This is a genomic window from Luteithermobacter gelatinilyticus (assembly GCF_005849285.1).
Taxonomy (GTDB): domain Bacteria; phylum Pseudomonadota; class Alphaproteobacteria; order Sphingomonadales; family Emcibacteraceae; genus Luteithermobacter; species Luteithermobacter gelatinilyticus.
In genome coordinates this window covers 359,091-379,726 of sequence record NZ_CP040517.1, presented here as the reverse complement: position 1 = coordinate 379,726, position 20,636 = coordinate 359,091, and the positions used below count along the sequence as shown (strand labels likewise).

At 56.2% G+C, this 20,636-nt stretch carries 23 protein-coding genes and 2 tRNA genes; 13 read left to right on the top strand and 12 right to left on the bottom strand.

The window, feature by feature from the left end; translation table 11 throughout:
* The first annotated feature begins 40 nt into the window (after nt 1-40).
* From FE788_RS01715 to FE788_RS01665, 11 genes are all read left to right on the top strand, one after another.
* Complete coding sequence (locus FE788_RS01715) at nt 41-535, top strand: DUF2948 family protein (RefSeq protein WP_138379014.1); 495 nt, start codon at nt 41-43, stop codon at nt 533-535.
* A 175-nt stretch (nt 536-710) separates the two neighbouring features.
* On the top strand, nt 711-1,361 hold the full coding sequence (gene hisG / locus FE788_RS01710; protein WP_138381249.1) for an ATP phosphoribosyltransferase: 651 nt from the start codon (nt 711-713) through the stop codon (nt 1,359-1,361).
* Nucleotides 1,345-2,652: a histidinol dehydrogenase gene (gene hisD, locus FE788_RS01705; RefSeq protein WP_138379013.1), complete on the top strand. Its 1,308-nt coding sequence runs from the start codon at nt 1,345-1,347 to the stop codon at nt 2,650-2,652. Before hisG ends, hisD begins: the two co-directional genes overlap by 17 nt.
* An 83-nt stretch (nt 2,653-2,735) precedes the next feature.
* Nucleotides 2,736-3,242 carry a UPF0262 family protein gene (locus FE788_RS01700; RefSeq protein ID WP_138379012.1) on the top strand — a complete coding sequence of 169 codons (507 nt, stop codon included), beginning with the start codon at nt 2,736-2,738 and terminating at the stop codon, nt 3,240-3,242.
* Between the two features lie 40 nt (nt 3,243-3,282).
* The gene (locus FE788_RS01695; RefSeq protein WP_138379011.1) at nt 3,283-3,774 is read left to right on the top strand and encodes an arsenate reductase ArsC; all 492 of its coding nucleotides are present in this window, start codon (nt 3,283-3,285) and stop codon (nt 3,772-3,774) included.
* Between the two features lie 245 nt (nt 3,775-4,019).
* Nucleotides 4,020-4,238 carry a translation initiation factor IF-1 gene (gene infA / locus FE788_RS01690; protein WP_138379010.1) on the top strand — a complete coding sequence of 73 codons (219 nt, stop codon included), beginning with the start codon at nt 4,020-4,022 and terminating at the stop codon, nt 4,236-4,238.
* A gap of 65 nt (nt 4,239-4,303) precedes the next feature.
* Nucleotides 4,304-4,954 carry a Maf family protein gene (locus tag FE788_RS01685; RefSeq protein WP_138379009.1) on the top strand — a complete coding sequence of 217 codons (651 nt, stop codon included), beginning with the start codon at nt 4,304-4,306 and terminating at the stop codon, nt 4,952-4,954.
* Entirely contained in the window at nt 4,951-6,339 is a 1,389-nt protein-coding gene (locus tag FE788_RS01680) for a ribonuclease E/G (protein WP_138379008.1), read from the top strand. Before FE788_RS01685 ends, FE788_RS01680 begins: the two co-directional genes overlap by 4 nt.
* Before the next feature lie 2 nt (nt 6,340-6,341).
* Nucleotides 6,342-6,542, top strand: coding sequence for a DNA gyrase inhibitor YacG (locus FE788_RS01675; RefSeq protein ID WP_138379007.1), 201 nt, complete (start codon nt 6,342-6,344; stop codon nt 6,540-6,542).
* 234 nt (nt 6,543-6,776) lie between these two features.
* A tRNA-Phe gene (locus FE788_RS01670) sits at nt 6,777-6,851 on the top strand.
* A 197-nt stretch (nt 6,852-7,048) separates the two neighbouring features.
* Nucleotides 7,049-7,243 (top strand): hypothetical protein, encoded by a 195-nt coding sequence (locus FE788_RS01665; protein ID WP_138379006.1) that lies wholly within the window; start codon nt 7,049-7,051, stop codon nt 7,241-7,243.
* Between the two features lie 22 nt (nt 7,244-7,265).
* On the opposite strand, the gene FE788_RS01660 is transcribed toward FE788_RS01665, so the two are convergent.
* The 8 genes from FE788_RS01660 to FE788_RS01625 form a co-directional block, all read right to left on the bottom strand.
* Nucleotides 7,266-7,781: a PAS domain-containing protein gene (locus FE788_RS01660; RefSeq protein WP_138379005.1), complete on the bottom strand. Its 516-nt coding sequence runs from the start codon at nt 7,779-7,781 to the stop codon at nt 7,266-7,268.
* A 91-nt stretch (nt 7,782-7,872) separates the two neighbouring features.
* A complete protein-coding gene (gene xth / locus FE788_RS01655; RefSeq protein ID WP_138379004.1) occupies nt 7,873-8,670 on the bottom strand; it encodes an exodeoxyribonuclease III in 798 nt (265 codons plus the stop codon).
* A gap of 46 nt (nt 8,671-8,716) precedes the next feature.
* Nucleotides 8,717-9,286 (bottom strand): hypothetical protein, encoded by a 570-nt coding sequence (locus FE788_RS01650; protein WP_138379003.1) that lies wholly within the window; start codon nt 9,284-9,286, stop codon nt 8,717-8,719.
* A gap of 396 nt (nt 9,287-9,682) precedes the next feature.
* Nucleotides 9,683-10,453, bottom strand: a complete 771-nt coding sequence (locus FE788_RS01645; RefSeq protein ID WP_138379002.1) for a LolA family protein — start codon at nt 10,451-10,453, stop codon at nt 9,683-9,685.
* A 112-nt stretch (nt 10,454-10,565) separates the two neighbouring features.
* Nucleotides 10,566-12,992, bottom strand: coding sequence for an FtsK/SpoIIIE family DNA translocase (locus FE788_RS01640; protein WP_210414088.1), 2,427 nt, complete (start codon nt 12,990-12,992; stop codon nt 10,566-10,568).
* Nucleotides 12,993-13,119: 127 nt separating this feature from the next.
* Nucleotides 13,120-14,373 carry an aminotransferase class I/II-fold pyridoxal phosphate-dependent enzyme gene (locus FE788_RS01635; protein WP_138381247.1) on the bottom strand — a complete coding sequence of 418 codons (1,254 nt, stop codon included), beginning with the start codon at nt 14,371-14,373 and terminating at the stop codon, nt 13,120-13,122.
* Between the two features lie 99 nt (nt 14,374-14,472).
* Nucleotides 14,473-15,798, bottom strand: a complete 1,326-nt coding sequence (locus FE788_RS01630; protein ID WP_138379001.1) for an ammonium transporter family protein — start codon at nt 15,796-15,798, stop codon at nt 14,473-14,475.
* 11 nt (nt 15,799-15,809) lie between these two features.
* The gene (locus FE788_RS01625; RefSeq protein WP_138379000.1) at nt 15,810-16,148 is read right to left on the bottom strand and encodes a P-II family nitrogen regulator; all 339 of its coding nucleotides are present in this window, start codon (nt 16,146-16,148) and stop codon (nt 15,810-15,812) included.
* 275 nt (nt 16,149-16,423) lie between these two features.
* On the opposite strand from FE788_RS01625, the gene FE788_RS01620 reads away from it, so the two are divergent.
* A complete protein-coding gene (locus tag FE788_RS01620) occupies nt 16,424-17,632 on the top strand; it encodes a UbiH/UbiF/VisC/COQ6 family ubiquinone biosynthesis hydroxylase (RefSeq protein WP_138378999.1) in 1,209 nt (402 codons plus the stop codon).
* Between the two features lie 3 nt (nt 17,633-17,635).
* Here FE788_RS01620 and FE788_RS01615 read toward each other — a convergent pair whose 3' ends face one another.
* The 4 genes from FE788_RS01615 to FE788_RS01600 form a co-directional block, all read right to left on the bottom strand.
* Nucleotides 17,636-17,887: a Trm112 family protein gene (locus tag FE788_RS01615; RefSeq protein WP_138378998.1), complete on the bottom strand. Its 252-nt coding sequence runs from the start codon at nt 17,885-17,887 to the stop codon at nt 17,636-17,638.
* A gap of 38 nt (nt 17,888-17,925) precedes the next feature.
* Nucleotides 17,926-18,618 (bottom strand): LON peptidase substrate-binding domain-containing protein, encoded by a 693-nt coding sequence (locus tag FE788_RS01610; protein WP_138378997.1) that lies wholly within the window; start codon nt 18,616-18,618, stop codon nt 17,926-17,928.
* Nucleotides 18,619-18,744: 126 nt separating this feature from the next.
* Nucleotides 18,745-19,656 carry a thioredoxin gene (trxA, locus tag FE788_RS01605; RefSeq protein WP_138378996.1) on the bottom strand — a complete coding sequence of 304 codons (912 nt, stop codon included), beginning with the start codon at nt 19,654-19,656 and terminating at the stop codon, nt 18,745-18,747.
* A 60-nt stretch (nt 19,657-19,716) separates the two neighbouring features.
* Nucleotides 19,717-20,280 (bottom strand): prolyl-tRNA synthetase associated domain-containing protein, encoded by a 564-nt coding sequence (locus tag FE788_RS01600; protein WP_210414086.1) that lies wholly within the window; start codon nt 20,278-20,280, stop codon nt 19,717-19,719.
* Between the two features lie 159 nt (nt 20,281-20,439).
* On the opposite strand from FE788_RS01600, the gene FE788_RS01595 reads away from it, so the two are divergent.
* Nucleotides 20,440-20,514: transfer RNA gene (locus tag FE788_RS01595), tRNA-Gly, on the top strand.
* Nucleotides 20,515-20,636: the final 122 nt, after the last annotated feature.

Here is a 20,636-nt window from a genome sequence, read left to right as displayed (position 1 = left end):
GCCAACCTATTCACAATTCACTCTAGAACAAACAAAATGGATGGTACAGGGGATCGCCATGTTCAAACCGCTCAAACTCAAAGCCGAAGACAAAGAAGACCTGTTGATCCTTTCTGCCTATCTGCAGGATGCTGTCACGGTCATTGAGGATATCGCCTATCAGCCCCAGGCGCGGCGTTTTGTTATCATGCTGAATCGCTATATCTGGGAAAATACCTGCGAGAAAACCGGCCAGCCGATCCGCAAGGATGATGAGGCCTGCGCCCGCATCCGCACGGCGTTGCATTTTGAGGATGTGCTGAGAGTTTCGACCCAGAACATGCCGCAAAAACTGAAATCCCATGTCCTGGAGCTTTTGGCTATCGAGGCTACAGCAGGCGATCAGGGTAACTGTTTTATCGACCTGATTTTTGCCGGCGATGAAGTGATCCGTCTTGAAGCGGAACTGATCAATGCTCGGATGCAGGACATTGGCGACCCTTGGCCGGCCAAATGTCACCCCAAACACAAAATTCTCGAAGAGCTCAGGGACTGAGCCGGCCTACCGGACCGCCCTGTATGCCTGTAAGAGCAGAAAAGAGCTCCTTCGGGGTAAGGTGGAATCTTTTCTGGCAAATTGTCCCGCAATTGCGTAATAGTGGGCAGACTCTGAACACAATACAAAAAAAAGCGTTTTTTCAGGAGAAACACCGGTGTCCAGTCCGGAACAGATGATCCTCGCCCTGCCCAAGGGCCGTATTCTCAAAGAGGTAATGCCCATTATCCATGGAGCGGGCATTATCCCCGAACCCGATTTCGACGACCCCAAGTCCAGAAAGCTGACTTTTGCGACCAATCATCCGCATCTGAAAATTATCCGGGTTCGCAGTTTTGATGTGGCCACCTTTGTGGCCTTCGGCGCCGCCCAGATCGGGGTGGCCGGCAATGACGTGCTGCTGGAATTTGACTATCCGGAAATCTACGCCCCTCTGGACCTGAACATCGGCCATTGCCGCTTGTCGGTGGCGGAATTGAGCGCACTCAGCAAAACCGACGATCCCAGCCGCTGGAGCCATATTCGCGTCGCCACCAAATATCCCAACCTGACCCGCAAACATTTTGCCCGCCGCGGGGTGCAGGCGGAATGCATTAAACTTAACGGCGCCATGGAACTGGCCCCGAGTCTCGGCCTGTGCCGGCGTATTGTGGACCTGGTCAGCACCGGCGCCACTCTCAAGGCCAACGGGCTGGTGGAAGTGGAAAAAATCATGGACATTACCAGCCGATTTATCGTCAACCGCACGGCCTTCAAAACCCGCAATGACGAGATCAGCGAAATCCTGAAAAAAGTCAGCGAGAGCCTCAATGGTCAAAAAGCTTAAAACATACCGCGTCGGTTTCGAACAGGACTTCGCCGCGCTGCTCAGCGCCCGGCGGTCTGTGGAAGAAGATGTTGCCGATACCGTACGAACTATTCTGAAGGACGTCCGCAGCCGCGGTGATGCCGCCGTGATCGACTATACAGCGCGCTTTGACCGGCTCCGCCTGACGCCGGAGAGCATGCGGATCAGCGCGGCGGAAATCAAGGTCGCCCGGAAGGGGGTAACTGCGGAAACCTATGAGGCTCTGAAACTGGCCGCCCAACGTATCGAAACCTTTCATAAACGTCACTTGCCAAAGAATGACAGCTACACGGACGAGGCGGGAGTCACATTGGGCACCCGCTGGCGGCCCGTTCAAGCCGCCGGAATCTATGTTCCGGGCGGGAAAGCGGTCTACCCTTCTTCCGTGTTGATGAACGCCATCCCTGCCAGAGCCGCGGGAGTTGAAAGGCTCGTCATGGCGGTGCCGGCCCCTGACGGTTATCTCAACCCGCTGGTTCTGGTGGCGGCGGAACTGGCCGGGATTACTGAAATCTACCGGATCGGCGGCGCCCAGGCCATCGGGGCGCTGGCTTTTGGCACCGAAACCATTCCGCCAGTGGACGTGATCACCGGACCCGGCAATGCCTATGTGGCAGCCGCCAAACGGGAAGTGTTCGGTCAGGTGGGCATCGACATGATTGCCGGCCCGTCCGAAATCCTTGTGGTTGCCGACAACCGCAACGATCCCCGCTGGATTGCCATGGACCTGCTCAGTCAGGCCGAACATGATGAAGTGGCCCAGAGCATTCTCATCACCGACGACGAAGCCTTTGCAGAAGCCACCTGTATGGCGGTGGAAGACCATCTGGCCACCCTGCCCCGCGCCAATATTGCCCGCAAAAGTTGGGACAATCACGGGGTTGTCCTGCTGGTCCGGGATCTGATGAAAGAGGCGCCGACGCTTGTTGACCGTCTGGCCCCGGAACATCTTGAACTGGCGGTGGACAGCGCACGGGATATGGCAGAGAAGATCTCTCATGCAGGCTCTATTTTCCTGGGCCGGTACACACCGGAAGCCATTGGTGATTATGTGGCAGGCCCCAACCATGTACTGCCCACCGACCGGACGGCGCGTTTTGCGTCCGGTCTGAGCGCCCTTAACTTCATGAAAAGAAATACCATGATAGAATGCAGTGCCGGGAGCTTGGCCCGGATCGGTCCGGCCGCCATGACCCTGGCGCGGGAAGAAGGCCTTGAGGCTCACGAAAGATCCATCGGCATCCGGCTGAAGGGTACGCAAGAGGAATGAATGACGCACCGCCCCGAACGCGTTCAGGGCCATCGATAAATCCACACAATTAATTCAGAGGTGAGTGACTTTCAGGATAAAAAATGAGCGAACAAAATCGTGAACAGGCCGTAGACACTCACAGAATCGCCCATATTACGCTGGACGAAAAATCCATCATCCGGCGTAATGCGGATGTTGAACATGAACGGCGTGTGGCCATTTTTGATCTGCTGGAAGACAATCTTTTCATTCCCCGTTCCGACCTGGTGGGCGGCTATGAAGGCCCATATCATGTGGTGCTGCGCATGGAAGACAACCGTCTGGCGCTGGACATTAACGATACCGAGGACAAACCGCTGCACAGTTTCACTGTACCGCTGACCGCCTTTAAACGTATTATCAAGGAATATTTTCTGATCTGCGACAGCTACTACAACGCCATCAAAAGCGCCAGCCCCCGCCAAATTGAAGCCATCGACATGGGCCGGCGGGGCATCCATAATCAGGGGTCCGAACTGTTGATGGAACGCCTGGCGGACAAGGTCGAAGTGGATTTTGATACCGCGCGACGCCTGTTTACCCTGATCTGCGTGTTGCAAATCCGGTAACGCAAAAATGGTCACGCCGCCCAAACAGGTTCCGCCGGACATGCCCTTTCTGCAGGACAACCCCGCCCTCACCCCCGCCCTCAGGCCGGACGAAATCGGCAGCATCCTGTTTATGTGTAATTTTAACGCCATCCGCTCGCCCATGGCTGCGGCGCTGACCCGGCATTATTTCGGCCATCGGTATTTCGTGGAAAGTGCCGGCATCCGGCCGGAAAGCGAAACCGCAAATCCCTTTGCGGCGGCGGTGATGGAGGAAATCGGCCTCAGCATCGAGGAGCATACGCCCAAAACCCTTGAGGATCTGGAAGACAGCAGTTTCGATCTGATTGTCACCCTAAGCCCCGAGTCTCACCACAAAGCCCTGGACTGGACCCGGACCATGGCCTGTGAGGTGGAATACTGGCCGACATTGGACCCTTCTCTTGTAAGTGGCAGCCGGGAGACCATTCTGACCGCCTATCGTGACTTGCGGGATCGGTTGAAAGACAAAATTCTGACCCGTTTCGAAGCCGCCCCTTCACCCGGATTATAAGCGCCTTTGCGGTCTTTATCCGCCGCCATTCCTTACCAGCCCTGACCGACAGAATGGGGCAACCTCATCACAATTCACTCTAGCGAACACCAAACCGTCTTTTTTGAGGGGTTTTGTCCCCAAATCTCAATAAAACAGTTGCTTTTTTCCACATGATGAATATTTTTTGCACTGTGTACGATGTAATCGGACATGAACAGGACTGCATGTCTGACTCATTGTAAAATCTAACGTTAGGAGCCCTGATGGCGAAAGAAGACCTGCTCGAGTTAAGAGGAACCGTCACGGAACTGCTGCCCAATGCCATGTTCCGGGTAAAACTCGAAAACGATCATGAAGTTCTGGCGCACACCGCCGGGAAAATGCGCAAGAACCGGATTCGCGTTCTGGCTGGTGATGAGGTCCTGGTCGAAATGACCCCCTATGACCTGACCAAAGGCCGCATCACGTATCGTTTTAAATAACGCCACGGTCCCGATCCCGGCATGACGTACTTTTTGGGTTCGAGATGACCGGCGACCATTCTTTCATGACCTGCACACAACAGCATACGGTGCCTTTTATCTTGGCTTCGGCATCACCGCGTCGTCGGGATCTTCTGCAACAGGTCGCTCTGACACCGGACCGCATCATTCCTACTGATATTGATGAAAGCCCTGAACCAGGCGAATCGCCCCGACATATGGCCGAACGCCTTGCCCAGGCCAAAGCCCGCGCGGCCGCTGGTCTCCTGAATGGGGAAAAAGCGTTTATCCTGGCCTCTGATACAGTGGTCGCCTGCGGCCGAAGGATTCTGGGCAAAGCCTCCACAGAAGACGAAGCCCGCCGTTTCCTGTCTCTCCTGTCCGGCAGACGCCACAGAGTGTATACCGGCCTGTGCCTGATCACACCGGAAGGGCGCGAACGCTGCCGGATCGTCGAAACTGCGGTGATCTTCAAACGCCTCAGCGAGCAGGAGCTGGAATTGTATCTGAAGTCAGGGGAATGGCATGATAAGGCCGGAGCCTATGCCATTCAGGGCCTGGCCGCACGGTTTGTCAAATCCTTAAACGGATCGTACAGCAACGTGGTGGGGCTGCCCCTGTTTGAAACCGTTAACCTTCTGGAAGGCAACGGTTATCCGGTTTTTGACGAACAAAAGGCAAATTTGACACAATCCCGCAAGGAGGGAGCCGCATGAACCGTCGAATTCTGGTCAATAGCGCCATCGGCGAAACCCGTTTTGCGCTTCTGGAACAGGATCAGCCTGTGGAGATCCGACTGTTCCGCGACAGCGCGCCGTCTTATGTGGGCGGCATTTATCTGGGCCGAGTCCGCCGCCTGAACCGGGAAATGCAGGCGGCCTTTGTGGAACTCGATTCCCGTGTTGGGGGCGGTCTTATGGGATTTTTGCCCCTGGACCTGCTGCCCAAGATCCCAGGCAAGAAACCGAAGGACCTGACGACCCTGCTTCAGGAAGGGCAGGAAATCATGGTCCAGGTCACCCAGGATGCGCGCGAGGACAAACTGCTTAAACTCACCGGCCGGCTCGAAGTTCGTGCCTCAAGTGTGGTGCTGCACCCCCTAAGGGCCGGCGCCTTTGTGTCCAGCCGCATCAAGGATCCGGAACGACGAACCGCTCTGAAGGCGTTCGGCAACAGTCTCGACCTGGGCGGCATGGGCATCACCTTTCGCACCGAGGCGGAAAACATACCCGAAAAACAGCTCGCCCGGACGGTACAGAATCTGCTTGACCACTGGCGTCGTGTCACAGCAGAAAAACATCATGCCCCCTGTCTGCTCAGTCAAGGGCCCGACCCGGTATTACAAATCCTCCGCGATTATGGCTCGCCCACATTGGAGGAAGTGGTCTTTGACCATCCCGCAGCACTGAAAAAGGCCCAGGCCTGGACAGCGGAATTTGCCCCGGACCTGACCGGGCGCCTGCGGTTGCACCAGGGCGACGAAGCGCTGTTTAGCCAATATGGCGTGGAAGAGGAGCTGGAACAGCTTTTTGACAAAAAAATACCGCTGCCGGGCGGAGCCTGGATCACGATCGAGGAAACGGAAGCCCTGACCGTTATTGATGTGAATATGGGCGAAGCGGCCTTCAGCACGGACAAGGACCGCCAGATCCTTGAGGTCAACAAACAGGCCGCGCGGGAAATTTTCCGCCAGTTGCGGCTGCGCGGCATTGGCGGGCTTGTGGTGGTGGATTTCATCAACATGTCCGGCAAGGGAGATGTAACCACGCTTCTGAAGATTGTGGACAGCCTGATTCTCAAGGATCCGCAACAGGTCCAGCGCAGCAACATTTCCGCCTTCGGGCTCATGGAGCTCACCCGCAAGGCCACCTATCGGCCGCTGACGGCGCAAATGGCGGCTCCCCGTCAGGTGTTGCCCTCGCCGGAAACGGAGGCCCTCACCCTGCTGAGGCGAGCGGAGCAGGACGCCCGCCACCGGCCTGGCCTCGAACTCCACCTCAAAGGCTCCGCCGCCGCCTTGGACTGGCTCGGTCGCCACCAACATCTCCTCCAGGAGTTCACCCGACGAAGCGGCAGCCCGCTTACGCTGGAGAAGGAATGATCATGTCTGCTCAAGTCCCCCAACATGGCCCAAAAAGCAAGGCCCGCTGTCCCGTCTGTGACAATCCGGTGGTGGAAAAATATCGCCCGTTCTGTTCGGCGCGCTGCGCCGATGTGGATCTGGGCCGATGGCTCAAGGGGGCATATGCCATCCCCACCGAAGAAGCACCGGACAACCCGTCACCCGCTGATGAAGAAACCTGACAGAGCCTAACGGCCGGCCCCATAGAGTGAATTGTGAATAGGTTGACTCAATTGCAGGCATGAGGAAGAACAGGGGGAAGAATCAGGCCCGTTTGCCACTGCGAAGAACGCTGTTGCGGGGACACTCCTGAAAGCTCCGAAAAAATGATTTTTTTTTATTTTCGGGACTGGACAGGCTCCTGCTTTTTTCCTATAACGCAGCGGCCTACCTTGAAGAATACAGATGTGACCCGTGCCCGGGTAGCTCAGGGGTAGAGCAGCGGACTGAAAATCCGCGTGTCGGTGGTTCAAATCCGCCCCCGGGCACCATTTTCCCCATTTTCCAGCCCGCCACAACATCCGGCACCCTGGCGCACCATCCGGGACATTTTTCAGAACATATGGGACAGTTTCGGAACGGGATTATGGGGAATAAGGCGGAATATACTCCCCCGGATAAGGCCTAGAGTGAATTGTGAAGAGGTTGACCCATTCTGCCGGTCAGGTCTGGTTCAGGAGCCAGGGGTTTGGCGCAGGCCATACTGACGGTACGGCCAAGCCAAACCCCGCCGGAACTGGACCAGATCGGCCCGGCCCTTCGGGGTGGCGGCTTGGGGCCGCTCACTTTGTCAGACTCCTGGGTCAGACGCCTGGCCCGATGCCCCGCATCGCCCGGCGCCGTCTTCCGCGTGAGGCGGGCCACAATCCGCCAACAGAATTGAGCCAACCTCTTCACCATTCACTCTAGCCTGCAAAAGGTCTCACCTCAATATCCTCGGCCGCCACCACGATAAACAATTGCCCCACCTGGCCATCCTCCACCAGAAACGGGAAAACACCACGATATCCCGCTAACCGGTCTTCAAATTCGTTATGAAAGGAAACTTTCTGAATGATGGGGGACGGCCTATTTTTCAAACGCAAAAACTCGGCGCAACGCTGATCAAACTGTGCCGGACTCATAAAATCGCTCAGATAACGCCCCATAGAGTTCATTCGGGAGATACTGACAACATACTCCCCTTCCAGCCGGGCCAAAAAATCAGGGCCCTGTCCCCGTTCCACATATTCAAGTACCACCAGAAAAGGCAGAAGTTGAGGCATATGAGCCGGGGAAAAAAGTGCGCGTCTGGGAGCTTTTTCAGTCCCCCGCCGCTCCTGCCAGTATTCGGCAAAATACCGGACGGGGTGATCCTCCCGTAGCCGTTCAAGCGGAACGTCCTCGACCATCGCATATTTCAGTTCTGTCAGCCGCGTCATTCTACCCCATCGGATATTTTTCAAAAGATAGATTATGTATATTTTATTCTTCTAATATCATTATGCCCAGGAAATACTAAAAAAACTATATTTAGAGTGAAATATCCACAAGCACCGGTGCATGATCGGAAGGTTTTTCCCAGCCGCGTGCCTCTTCCACTACTTGCATGGCCGCCAGACCTTCTCTGAGCACCGGGCTGACCCAGACATGGTCCAGCCGTCGGCCCCGGTTTGAGACTTTCCAATCCCGGGCGCGATAGGACCACCACGTATACAGCCTTTGCTCTTCCGGCACAAAATGCCGCATGGCATCAACCCAGCCGTGGCTGTCCTGAAGCCGTTTTATCTTTTCCACCTCCACCGGCGTATGACTAACCACTTTCAGAAGCTGCTTGTGAGACCAGACATCTGTCTCCAAGGGGGCAACGTTCAGATCGCCCACCAGAATGTGCCGCCCCTTGCGCGGCAGCTCCTTTGACCAGCTCGTCATTTCATCCAGGAAGTCGAGCTTGTGGGCGAATTTGTCATTCACAGCCGGGTCCGGTTCATCGCCGCCAGCCGGCACATAAAAATTATGCAGCATCACACCATCAAGCAGCCGGACTTCCACATGTCGGGCGTCCCCCCTGCCGCACCAATCAATTCGGGTCTGGTTGTCAAGAGGCAGGCGCGAAAATGTCGCCACCCCGTGATATCCTTTCTGCCCCGCCAGGGCATAATGATGATATCCCCGTTCGGTAAAGAAGCTGACCGGGAACTGTTCATCGCGCACCTTGGTTTCCTGAAGACACAGGATGTCCGGTTGGGCATGAGCGATAAATTGATCCACAAGCGGCAATCTGATACGAATGGAATTAATGTTCCAGGTCGCAAGTCTGAGAGCAGGCATAAAATTTCCTTCCCAAGGCTTAACTGAGCAATCTCAGAAAATATTCTCAGAAAATGTTCAACGTATTCCCAACAATGCCAAGCGGCCACCAACCCTTTTCAAAAAGCCGGAATTTCAAGGCAAAGGGATGATCCTCGCTTTCTCCGGCCGCGACCACCAGCGCTGCCTGATAACAGGCGTGAATAGCGGTGCCGATACTGGCGCGCAGTAATTCTTCGTCTTCGATTCCCCAAAGATCCGCCGCGCTCATCACCCGTTCAGTAATGGCGTCGGACGCCTGGCTGTTCACATGAGTGAGCGCCACCTCCAGCATCTGCGGATCCAGAATATCAAGCGCCTGGTGATGCAGAGCGCTGAGCAGTTGTTCCTCCGCCTCCCAAGCGGGACTGTTCAGGTCATGAGTCTCCAGCGTGGCGGCGGCTTCATCCCAATCGTAAATCTGGGCCACATCCGCCCCCGGAAATCCCAACGCATCCCCATAGGCCCGGGCCAGCTCCCGAACGTCATTGCTGAGCGGCTCACCAATATTGCGAAACCAGCTTATGCCGGCAATCAGCCGGGCAAAACGGCCCACCTGAACCAGGGTTGGATAATCTTCCGGATTGATATCATCCATGAATGCTGTCCTTGTCATACTCTCTTAACCCGGATTAGGTCTAACGCCCCTGACGGTTTTATACAAGTGTGGGAAATAAAAATCCCGGCCAGGAGGTCTGGCCGGGCAGTTTTACGCTATGCGTTGCAAGAGGGAGGGGGAGGGGAAACCTCTTGCAGGTAAACCGCGGACAAAATGACCTGAGGAAGGGTAGATCATAGTGTCCACGCGGCTTACATATTAGAGATAATTAATAATTCCTGTTTTTCAATAGGCGGCATGTACAATTTATTGTTTGCTGAACTCACAATGACATGCCGATGCACGAAATAGCGGTTTATAATAAGTTCCATAGACCGGATAAGTTCTATTAACGAGTGGCGGTCCGCCCGCCGTGACATTCCCGCTAACGGCCCACTACCGGCGGGGGCCCTGCAACGGTCGCTTGCGCAGCGGACGAGGATCACGATAGGTGAAACGGTCATCATCAATGGCCACATTATATTCGGGATTGACCAGGGAGACGCGGGTCAGATACCCCTGCGCATCGGTCACTTCCCAGGCCCTGAGCTCCAAAGTGCTTTCTTCAAAAATCAGCGTGATAAACCCCTGATCCTCCCGCGCCGGGTCAATCACCGGCACCTTGAGCAAGCCGGCAAAGCGCATAATTTCCGGAATTTCCACCCGCTCCGTCAGGCTGATCTCCTTTTCCACCAGAAGGCCCAGCGGAGTCTTGCCAATAGGCCAACGGGTCACCTGATCCACTTCATAATCAACAAAACTCAGCATATCGCCATTGCTAACGATCAGAAACGGCTGGCTGTCCCCGTAATCAAACCGAAGTTTCCCCGGCCGTTCCAGATAAATATCGCCCTCAACCACCTTACCATCCGGCCCCCGCTGCAAGAATCGGGCTTTCAGGCTCTGAATGTCATTTAGTCGCTCTTCAAGACGGGCGATGATCTTTTGCCGTTCTTGCCCACTGACCAAACGCGGCGCTGGCATCACTACGGCCTGGGGCGTTTTCGTTTGGGCGGCGCGCTCGACAGCCTGCACTGGGGCGGCCAGAACAAGAACCCCCAGCAGCACAAAACATCTCACCGCCAGACCTGAGCGGAGAATATTGCGCCCTGAAACAGTAATTCCAGGGTGCCTGCTGCGTCCTGACCGGTCTGTTGTTCTGTTCATTACGTTTTCATCCTGTCTCTTGTTTCGCCTTCCCAGCCTGGCATGACGACACTGAACCTGTCATGAACATCCATCGGGAACGAGGTTGGCAACAAGCTATCTGCCCCATCCGTCAGAACGGCGCCTCATCCCGGCCGCTGTGATCCTGGATCAGCACCTCGCGTTTGCCCACATGGTTGGCGGGGGAAACCACGCCTTCGCGCTCCATCCGGTCGATCAGATTGGCCGCGCGATTATAGCCGATCTGTAACTGGCGCTGGATATAGCTGGTGGACGCCTTGCGGTCCCGGGCCACAATGGCCACCGCCTGGTCATACAGGTCATCACCGCTGCCCCCGGCCTTGCCGCCATTACCATCACCCAGGGCATGCTGCAGGAAGGTGTTGTCATACCCGTCATCCGGTTCTTCGGTAATATCTTCCAGATAATCGGGCCACCCCTGTTTTTTCAGCTCTTCACAGACCTGCTCCACTTCCTCGTCACTGACAAAGGGACCGTGCACGCGGGTAATACGCCCGCCCCCGGCCATATACAGCATATCCCCCATCCCCAACAGCTGTTCGGCCCCCTGTTCACCAAGAATGGTGCGGCTGTCGATCTTGGAGGTCACCTGAAAGCTGATGCGGGTCGGAAAATTGGCCTTGATGGTGCCGGTAATCACATCCACTGACGGGCGCTGGGTCGCCATGATCAGATGAATGCCCGACGCCCGGGCCTTCTGGGCCAGGCGCTGGATCAGCACTTCGATATCCTTGCCCGCCACCAGCATCAGATCCGCCATTTCATCCACAATCACCACAATCATGGGCAACGGCGTAAGATCCAATTCCTCTTCCTCGTAAACCGGTTGCCCGGTTTCCGGGTCAAAACCGGTCTGCACCTTGCGGACAATTTTTTCCCCTTTCTTGCGGGCCTGTTCCAGGCGCTGATTATAGGCGCCGATATTGCGCACCTGCAGTTTCGCCATATTCTGGTAACGCTTGTCCATTTCCTGGACCGCCCATTTAAGCGCCACGACCGCCTTTTTCGGATCCGTCACCACCGGCGTGAGCAGATGCGGGATATTGTCATAAACCGACAATTCCAGCATTTTCGGATCCACCATGATCAGGCGGCACTGCTCTGGCGTCAGTTTGTACAGCAGCGACAAAATCATCACATTGATGGCCACAGATTTGCCCGACCCCGTGGTACCGGCCACCAGAAGATGCGGCATGCTTGCAAGATCCGCTATCACCGGTGCCCCGCCGATATCCTTACCCAAGGTCAGCGGCAGTTTGGCCCGGCTGTCCTCATAGGCGGGGCTGGATAACAATTCCCGAAGGGCCACGATTTCCCGTTTGCTGTTGGGCAGCTCGATGCCGATGGCATTTTTGCCCGGAATCACCGCCACCCGGGCGGAAACGGCGCTCATGCTGCGGGCAATGTCATCCGCCAGATTAATCACCCGCGACGATTTGGTGCCCGGCGCCGGCTCCAGTTCATAAAGCGTCACCACTGGGCCGGGGCGCACTTTAGTAATCTCGCCCTGAATACCGAAGTCATCCAGCACGGATTCCAGCATCCGGGCATTCTGTTCCAGGGCCTCTTTGGTCAGCCGGTCCTGTTTGTCCAGCGGTTTGGGTTTGTTCAAAAGGCTGAGTGCCGGCAGAACAAATTCACCGGACTGCAGAATATCCAGCATGGGTTGCCGTTCCGCCTGCTCACGCTTGCTGGGGGCGGGGGTAGCACTGGGCACATCCACCACCGGAATGGATTTCTGGGGGGTGGGCTCTTCCCCCTTGTTCAAAGCCGGTTCCTTACGGGTTTTGGCCTTTCTACCGCCACTTTCCGCCGGGGCAGACGAGGCGACTGACGGCCGGCGGATCAGCGCGATCAGACCGCGTATTCCCCGCCCCATATAACGCAGCAACCACAACACGGACCGGACCAGAAAACGTCCCATCTCCTGCCATTCTTCCCTGTCGAGCCCCAACACAAAAAGCAGGCTGAACCCCATGAAAAACAGGACGACCAGGGCATAGATGACGGGATAAACATCAAAACCGCTCAACGCCACCAGCGACATGAGATAATCCCGCAGAATGTCGCCCAATATGCCCCCCAGTCCCGTCTTCAGCGGCCAGCTGCTGAAGGTAGGCAGCAGCGCAAGGGCCAGGGAAGCCAGAAGCACCGCCACCGGCAGCACCAGAAGGTGACGGAAGATATACGGCAATCCCTTGAGGCTGATCACCCGCCATCCCCAGGTCAGAACCGGCAAAATCAGAATTACCGCTCCAAGGCCCAGCGTCTGGATCAACAGGTCGGCAGCATGAGATCCCGGCCGTCCCAGCCAGTTGCCTGCCGGTCCGCTTACTTCGTTATTCCAGCTCGGATCATGAATATCATAACTGATAAATGCCGCGTAAGCCGCCAGACCAAACAACACCAGCAGACTGCCCCACAGGCGGATCAGGCTTTTTTTCAGGAATTCGCTCACCGCTTCCGGCAACAGGGACTTTCGTGCCGATTTTTTGATGTTTTTCCTTCTGCTTGCCAAATCTTCGTCCTATTTCGTCCGTTTTTCCGGGCCTATCCGCAACACATATCCCCGGAGCATACTTCAAAAGAGTAAATTCTTTCTCTGCAATCCTTAAAAATTCCCGTATCTCTTGCAAAACTATTTATTATAGAATTGCGGCAATCTTCTCAAGCGCCGCTTCCAGGCGATCGTTATCATGCACAAGAACGAGGCGAATATAAGACAGGGCCGGATTTGTCCCGTCTTCTCCCTCCCGCGCCAGATACGCACCGGGCAACACCTTGATCCCCGCCTCGCTCCATAACCGCCGGGTGGCGGCCTCACCATCCCCCACATTCAGCCACAGGCAGAACCCGCCTTGCGGCCGGGCAAAATCAAATCGCCCGGCCAGGTATTTTTCCGCCAGGTCAAATTTCTGCCGGTACAGGTCACGGTTTTTTTGCACATGCCCCTCATCGGCCCAGGCGGCAGCAGACGCCGCCAACACCGGCAACGGCAACGGCGTGCCGCCATAACTGCGCAGCCGCGCAAAAGCCCGGATGATTTGCGGATCCCCCGCCACAACGGCAGAACGCAGCCCGGCCAGATTAGACCGTTTGGACAGGGAATTGAAACAAAGTACGTTCCGGAAAGGATCCGCCGCCTCCGCCTTCCCATCCTTCACAAGCGCCAGACAGGCTTCCAGAATGCCCGGCGGCGGCACCTGATCGTAAATTTCCGAATAACATTCATCCCCTACCAGCACATAATCATATCGGCGAGCCAGCAAAATCTGGCGTTTCAGATAAGCCAGGTCCGCCACACTGCCTTGCGGATTGGCAGGACTGCACAAAAACGCCAGCCCCACCCGCCGGAGCAGGGCCTTCGGCAGTTTCTCATATTCCGGCAGAAAATTTTGCGCCCGAGTGCCGGTGACATAAACCGGTTCGGCCCCGGCGCTGAGCGCGGCAGCGGCATAAGGCTGGTAAAACGGGTTTGGCATGAGGACCGCCGGGCGGTGGCCGTGCTTCTGACGCGGTAGCACCACCTGACCAATAGAAAACAGTCCTTCACGGCTGCCCGGCAATGGCAGCACATGATCCGGGCCAAGAATATCGTCCGCCATGTTATACCGCCGGCAAAACCAGCCACACATGGCGGCCTGCCACTCCGGTGTCCCGGCCACCGGCGGGTAGCGGTTATATGACGCCCGCTCCCGATGCAATATTTCGGCGACAAATTCCGGCACGGCATGCTGGGGTTCGCCCACGGACATGTTCAACCCTTCCGGGTCTTTCGCTGCAAGTCCCCCGAGCAGCGCCCGCAGGCGGGGAAACGGATACTCTGGCAGATCGTCAAACCGGGTGTTCAGCACGGGCGAATCCTTGAAAAAACGCCGTAAGCGGCGCAAGGTTAACATTTGCGCCACTTTACTTTTGCCATCCCTCCGAGACAAGATCAAATTCACACCAAACCCGACGGCCTGCCCCTCGGCAAGGAAGACAGGCCGCCGTTTTTGTTAGAGTTTCTGGGATCCATGACCGAATTCAGGATAGGCTTCCATGCCCAGCTCCGCAAGGTCACCGCCCTTGTCTTCGTCTTCCTCATGCATGCGAAGGCCCACCGTGGCTTTCAGCGCCATCCAGATCACCAAACTGCACGCTGACACAAAAGCCCCGATCGCCACCACACCGATCAACTGCGGCAGGAACTTCACCTCGGCATTACTCAACGGCACCGCCAGCGTGCCCCAGATCCCGCAGATCAGATGCACCGGAATGGCTCCCACCACATCGTCAATTTTCAGCCGGTCCAGCAGGGGAACAGCCAGCACCACCAGCACACCGCCCGCGCCCCCGATCAGAATGGCAGCGCCCACACTCGGGGCAAGGGGCTCGGCCGTAATGGACACCAGACCTGCCAGCGCGCCATTAAGCGCCATCGTCAGGTCCACTTTCTTATACAATATCTTGGTCGCCGCAATGGCGGCCACCACGCCGCCGGCAGCGGCCATATTGGTATTGGCAAAGATTTGCGCGATGGCCACGGCATCCATGGCGGAGCCCAGCGCCAGTTGCGAGGCCCCGTTGAAGCCGAACCAGCCCAGCCACAGAATGAACGTGCCCAAAGTCGCCAGCGGCAGGGATGACCCCGGAATGGCATTGACCCGCCCGCCAGGACCATATTTTCCCCGGCGCGCCCCCAGCACAATCGCCCCGGTCAGCGCCGCCCAGCCCCCGGTGGAATGCACCAGCGTGGACCCGGCGAAATCGCTAAAGCCCAGACCGTCGAGCCAGCCCGCGCCCCATTCCCAGGACCCCTGGATGGGATAGATCAGCCCGGTCAGCAGCATCACAAAAACGAAAAAGGGAAACAGCTTGATGCGTTCGGCCAGAGTGCCGGAGACAATCGAGGCAGCCGTAGCCACAAACACCATCTGGAAAAACCAATCAGACGCCGATGCATACCCCGCGGCGGTGTCGATAACGTCCTGGGCCACTGTCTCCCCCGGCCCCCAGAGGGCGAAGGTGCCGATAAACCCGGTGCCCTCGGCCACACCCGCATACATCAGATTATAGCCCAGAAGGTAATACATGATGCCCGCCAGGGAAAACAGGCCGATATTCTTAATGCACATGGTGGCCACATTTTTGGAACGCACCAGACCGGCCTCCAGCATACAGAACCCGGCCGCCATCCACATCACCAGAAAACCGCCGATCAGAAACAGCAGCGTATTGAACACATAAGCCACTTCCTCGCTGACTGCGGCCTGAGCCGAAGTCCCCCCGGCCATCAATGTCATGACAAGAGCTACACCTATACTACGTTTTAACGTCTTCATTTTTCTTTCTCCTACAGAGCATCCTCGCCCATTTCACCTGTCCTGATCCGCATCGCCTGCTCCAGATCAAGCATGAAAATCTTGCCGTCGCCAATGCGTCCGCCATAGGCTGCCTGGCGGACCGTTTCCATGACCTGTTCGGCCAGGCCTTCCTTCACCGCCAGTTCAAGGCGCACCTTGGGCACAAACACCACGTCATATTCCGCCCCCCGATAGATTTCCGAATGGCCCTGCTGGCGGCCATATCCCTTGACCTCATGGGCTGTCATGCCCTCGACGCCAATGCCGGTGAGCGCCTCGCGCACATCCTCCAGCTTGAACGGCTTGATGATCGCAATAATGAATTTCATGGACTTTTCCTCCTGTCTGTCCGTCGCAGGCGAAAAACTTCAAGACTCGTGCCAAACTCGAAAAATCCATGCAATTTCTTGTTTTTATTGGATAAATTTCCTATAATGCCATTTGAACATCAGGATAGGGGGGCATCAAAATAGGCTATATTTTATGCATAATCTTAATATGACTATTTTTTAATCAAAATATGTGCTTTGCCCAACCTGCCCCTCGTCCTATAGAATAGAAACCATAAGATCCAGCCGTCAGCAGAGGGCAGAGGACAGGAAAAATGACGAAAACAGACATTCTAATTTCCGGCAGCGGCGTTGCGGGCATGACCTTGGCCCTGGGACTGGCTCAGGAAGGACTTCACGTCACCCTGCTTGACCAGATCGACCTGACCGCAACCATGAACGAAGATTTCGACGGCCGGGCCTATGCCATCGCTTACGCCCCTTATCTGATGCTGAAAACCTTAGGATTGTGGGAGCGAATCGGATTTGACGCCCAGCCAATCAATGAAATCCGGGTGACCGACGGCTATTCGCCGCTGTTTCTGCATTTTGACCATGAGGACCTTGGGGAAGATCCGCTGGGCTTCATGGTAGAGGTGCGGCACATCCGCCAGGGTCTGTTTGAAGCCGTACGCGAAAGCAAAAACATTACCCTGCACATGCCCGAAAAAATCACGGCGATGCGCACCACGCTGGGCCATGCGGAAGTGGACCTTGAAGGCGGCATAACCCTGAAAAGCCCGCTTGTCGTGGCCGCGGAAGGTCGCACTTCTCCGCTCAGGGAAATCAACAACATCCGGGTGCGCACCTGGCACTACCGGCAAAAAGGCATTGTCACCACGGTCGAACATGAAAAGGACCATCGGGGCATCGCCCATGAACGCTTTTTCCCCGGTGGGCCCTTTGCCATCCTGCCCCTGCGTCACAACCGTTCCTCCATCGTCTGGACCGAACCCGACGACCTGGCCGAAACCATTATGGGCCTGTCCCAGGCCGCCTTTGATGCGGAACTCAGGAAAAAATTCGGCACCTTCTTGGGCGAAGTTCATTCGCTTGGCAAACGCTGGTGTTATCCCTTAAGCCTGCAACTTGCCGACAAGTATACGGCGCAACGATTCTGTCTTGTCGGGGATGCGGCCCACGGCATTCACCCCATCGCCGGACAGGGGTTTAATCTGGGGCTTAGGGATATTGCCGCGCTGCTGGAGGTCATCATTGATACGGTACGCCTGGGGGGAGATGCAGGAGCCCCCCTGACTCTGGAGCGTTACGCCCGCTGGCGCCGTACTGACAATGCCGCCCTCGCCGTAATCACCGATGGGCTGACCCGCCTGTTTTCCAACGATATCGCGCCGCTGCGCCTGGCGCGGCAGGTGGGGTTGGGACTGGTCAATGAAATACCGCCGCTGAAAAAATTCTTCATGCGCCACGCCCGCGGCACGGTGGGCCACCTGCCGCGACTGCTGCGGGGGGAAAAACTGTAATTGTTATCGTCTGGACAGCGCCTTCACTTCCTCATCCGTCAGCTCGCGCGCTTCTTCCATCAACATAATGGGAATACCGTCCCGGATAGGAAAAGCCAGACGCGCCTTGCGGCTGATCAATTCCCCCTTCTCCCGGTCATATACCAGGGATTCCTTGGTCAGCGGACAGGCCAGAACCTCCAACAGCTTCGGGTCCACCTTGCCATAATCCCGTCCCTGCGTCTTGTCCTGTGAACTGTTCTGGTTTTCCGTCATGTTTTCGTCCTTCCCTACGACCGGGCTCAAGGCTTTCATCAATGCAGATACGGGTCGCCATCACCGGTCGTGCTGTTGAGATTAAATTCCATCAGGCGGATCATCAGGTCCAGCCGATCCTTAAGCGTAGGAGCCTCAAGCAGAGCCTGTTTTTCCGGAGCATCAAACGGACACACCATCGCCAGCGCGTTGATCAGTTCTTCATCCCCGACCCGCTCAAAATTTTCCCAGCGCGCGCAAATCCCCCGCAGCGACAAATATTTTTCTATGTTTTCCACCAACCGCTTGCGATCCAGGTCGCCCGAGCGGTAAGGAGCGGTGCAGTCATGGCAGAACCGCCGGTAATCCACCCGCATTTCCCGGAACATATGGCGCCGGGGCAGTTCTTCGACAATGTCATAGCGGCTCAGCCCCGTCAACATGATCAGAATCCGCCCGTCGCGGGTTTCTTCATAATCGGAAATCATACCCAGACAGCCCACCTTATACAGGGGTGGATTGTCTACCCCTGCCCCGCGCACATCAGCGGGAAGCGGTTGCCGGCGGGCATCCTGGTCAACTGAGAGCGGCTGAATCATGCCGATCACGCCCATGCCCTCGCGGGCATATCGCACCATTTCCAAATAGCGGGGTTCAAAAATATTAAGCGGCAAATGACCTTTGGGCAGTAGAAGAACTCCCGCAAGCGGAAACACCGGGATTTCCTTTGGCAATTCTTCCAGACCGAACATTCTATGATCCTTAATCTTTCGCCTGAGATCCCTGCCGGTGGCAAAGGGCGCGGGCGGTTCCTCGGGGCGCGCCCCCGACCGGCGGAAACGGCGCCAAATATCTCACCAAATATCTCACCAAATATCTCAGGCAAACAGCAGGCTTGAGAGTTTCTGGCGCATCTTGACGGTAAACGGATCCGCAGGTCCCGCAATTTCAAAAAATTTCACCAGCTGCTGACGGGCGCCATCTTCGTTCCAGCTACGGTCCCGACGGATAATTTCCAGGAGTTGCTCCCCGGCCTCTTCACGCCGCTGTTGCGCCCATAAAGCCAGCGCCAGATCAAACCGCGCCTGATGGTTTTCCGGATTTTCAAACAGTTTGGCTTCCAGTTCCGTCACATCCCCTAGCTCAGCCGCCTGTTCCGCCATTTCCAGTTCCCGGCGGGCGGACAGAATCTCCGCATTGTTTTCCTGTTCGGCCGGGGCGGAACTCAGCACATTCCGGGCATTTTCCAGATCTCCCATCTGAATCAGCACCTTGGCGAGGCCGGCAATCGCGCCGGCATGTTCGGGATCTGACTGCAGAAGCTGGGAATATAATGCGCCCGCATTTTCAAGGTCCCCTTGCTCCTTCAACATCGCGGCCTGCTCCAAAAGCTGTTCTTCGGGCGACGGCCCTACCTCGCCAACAAAACGGGCAATAAACTGGCGAATCTGATCCGCATTCAGGGCGCCGGCAAAGGCATCCACCGGCCGTCCCCCGGAAAACATCACCACCGTGGGCACCGAGCGGATCTGCATTTGTGCGGCAAGCTGCTGATTCTCATCAATATTGATCTTCACTAGCCGCACCGCTCCTTTGGCTTCTTTCACCACTTGTTCCAGCGTCGGCGTCAACGCCTTGCAGGGCTCACACCAGGGAGCCCAGAAATCCACAAGCACCGGCACCTGCTGGGAGGTTTCAATCACATCCTTCATGAAGCCGGAAATCGTCGAATCCTTGATCAGATCGCCTGTGTCTGACGGAGTGGCGCCGGCAAAATTCATATCCTGCATTGCTGTTCCTTCATGTTCATGCGCGGGTCTTTTTCCACATTGTTCTTATGTAGGCGCGTTTTACAGATTGTCAAAGTCTATGATAACCGGGCTAAGACCGAAATGGCGAATAAATTTATCCAGATCCGCCGTACGGATGGTTGTTGTGGCCTGATTATGCAGCGGATGATAGTTCAGTTTCTCATGGGCCATCATCGCCTGATCCAGCACCACCGTCAGCCGGCCCTGTTGCAGAATTTCCGACGGCACATTGATCAGGCTGAACGGGGTCACCGACCCCGGCGTGACCCCGAGAATTTCTTCCATCAGCTCCGGTGGCGCAAAACTCAGCCGCCCCGTCGGCAACAGCCCGTACGCGGTCAGCTTTTTCATATCCAGCCGCCTGTCCTCCATAAGGACCACCAACAGCAGCTGGCCCTTTTTATCCTTAAGGAACAGGCTCTTGCAGTGTCCCCCTTCAATATCACCACGCAACCTGCGGCTTTCCTCCACCGTATGAAGTGGCGGATGGCGGTGAGTGACGGTTTCGATTCCCAAACGTTCCAGTAAACCGAACAGTTTCTGTTCTCTCTGTTCCACCTCCCCAGAGGTGGTCAGCATCACCTTCGGGTCAAGAGTCGCCATGAATCATCCCTTCATTTGCCAGCAAAAAACGGCCCTTTGTATATCGTCCCGGCCATAAACCACGCAAATAAAATTAATTTTAAATTGGGGCTTGCAATTCATAAAGTTCTGCGTATTATCCGCCCACAAGCCGTTCATACGGCGGTCCCTATACGGAATGCGGGCGTAGCTCAGGGGTAGAGCACAACCTTGCCAAGGTTGGGGTCGAGGGTTCGAATCCCTTCGCCCGCTCCAGTATAAGAGTTCCGAGCTCCAGTTATTAAGAGTTACTGGCCAGTATTAAGAGTTACTGGAATGTGACACCAGAGCAATTATACGGGGACAAGACGAGTATCAGAGTTTGGAAAAGCGAAACT

Excerpts from the sequence above, each read along its gene's own strand:
- FE788_RS01650 (WP_138379003.1), bottom strand. The coding sequence starts at position 9,286 with ATGGATGATATCAATCCGGAAGATTATCCAACCCTGGTTCAGGTGGGC.
- FE788_RS01620 (WP_138378999.1), top strand. The coding sequence starts at position 16,424 with ATGACGAAAACAGACATTCTAATTTCCGGCAGCGGCGTTGCGGGCATG.
- FE788_RS01600 (WP_210414086.1), bottom strand. The coding sequence starts at position 20,280 with ATGGCGACTCTTGACCCGAAGGTGATGCTGACCACCTCTGGGGAGGTG.
- FE788_RS01680 (WP_138379008.1), top strand. The coding sequence starts at position 4,951 with ATGAACCGTCGAATTCTGGTCAATAGCGCCATCGGCGAAACCCGTTTT.
- hisD (WP_138379013.1), top strand. The coding sequence starts at position 1,345 with ATGGTCAAAAAGCTTAAAACATACCGCGTCGGTTTCGAACAGGACTTC.
- infA (WP_138379010.1), top strand. The coding sequence starts at position 4,020 with ATGGCGAAAGAAGACCTGCTCGAGTTAAGAGGAACCGTCACGGAACTG.
- FE788_RS01610 (WP_138378997.1), bottom strand. The coding sequence starts at position 18,618 with ATGTTCGGTCTGGAAGAATTGCCAAAGGAAATCCCGGTGTTTCCGCTT.
- FE788_RS01700 (WP_138379012.1), top strand. The coding sequence starts at position 2,736 with ATGAGCGAACAAAATCGTGAACAGGCCGTAGACACTCACAGAATCGCC.
- FE788_RS01630 (WP_138379001.1), bottom strand. The coding sequence starts at position 15,798 with ATGAAGACGTTAAAACGTAGTATAGGTGTAGCTCTTGTCATGACATTG.
- xth (WP_138379004.1), bottom strand. The coding sequence starts at position 8,670 with ATGCCTGCTCTCAGACTTGCGACCTGGAACATTAATTCCATTCGTATC.
- FE788_RS01675 (WP_138379007.1), top strand. The coding sequence starts at position 6,342 with ATGTCTGCTCAAGTCCCCCAACATGGCCCAAAAAGCAAGGCCCGCTGT.
- FE788_RS01695 (WP_138379011.1), top strand. The coding sequence starts at position 3,283 with ATGCCCTTTCTGCAGGACAACCCCGCCCTCACCCCCGCCCTCAGGCCG.
- FE788_RS01625 (WP_138379000.1), bottom strand. The coding sequence starts at position 16,148 with ATGAAATTCATTATTGCGATCATCAAGCCGTTCAAGCTGGAGGATGTG.
- trxA (WP_138378996.1), bottom strand. The coding sequence starts at position 19,656 with ATGCAGGATATGAATTTTGCCGGCGCCACTCCGTCAGACACAGGCGAT.
- FE788_RS01645 (WP_138379002.1), bottom strand. The coding sequence starts at position 10,453 with ATGAACAGAACAACAGACCGGTCAGGACGCAGCAGGCACCCTGGAATT.
- FE788_RS01685 (WP_138379009.1), top strand. The coding sequence starts at position 4,304 with ATGACCTGCACACAACAGCATACGGTGCCTTTTATCTTGGCTTCGGCA.
- FE788_RS01635 (WP_138381247.1), bottom strand. The coding sequence starts at position 14,373 with ATGTTAACCTTGCGCCGCTTACGGCGTTTTTTCAAGGATTCGCCCGTG.
- FE788_RS01660 (WP_138379005.1), bottom strand. The coding sequence starts at position 7,781 with ATGACGCGGCTGACAGAACTGAAATATGCGATGGTCGAGGACGTTCCG.
- FE788_RS01715 (WP_138379014.1), top strand. The coding sequence starts at position 41 with ATGGTACAGGGGATCGCCATGTTCAAACCGCTCAAACTCAAAGCCGAA.
- FE788_RS01615 (WP_138378998.1), bottom strand. The coding sequence starts at position 17,887 with ATGACGGAAAACCAGAACAGTTCACAGGACAAGACGCAGGGACGGGAT.
- hisG (WP_138381249.1), top strand. The coding sequence starts at position 711 with ATGATCCTCGCCCTGCCCAAGGGCCGTATTCTCAAAGAGGTAATGCCC.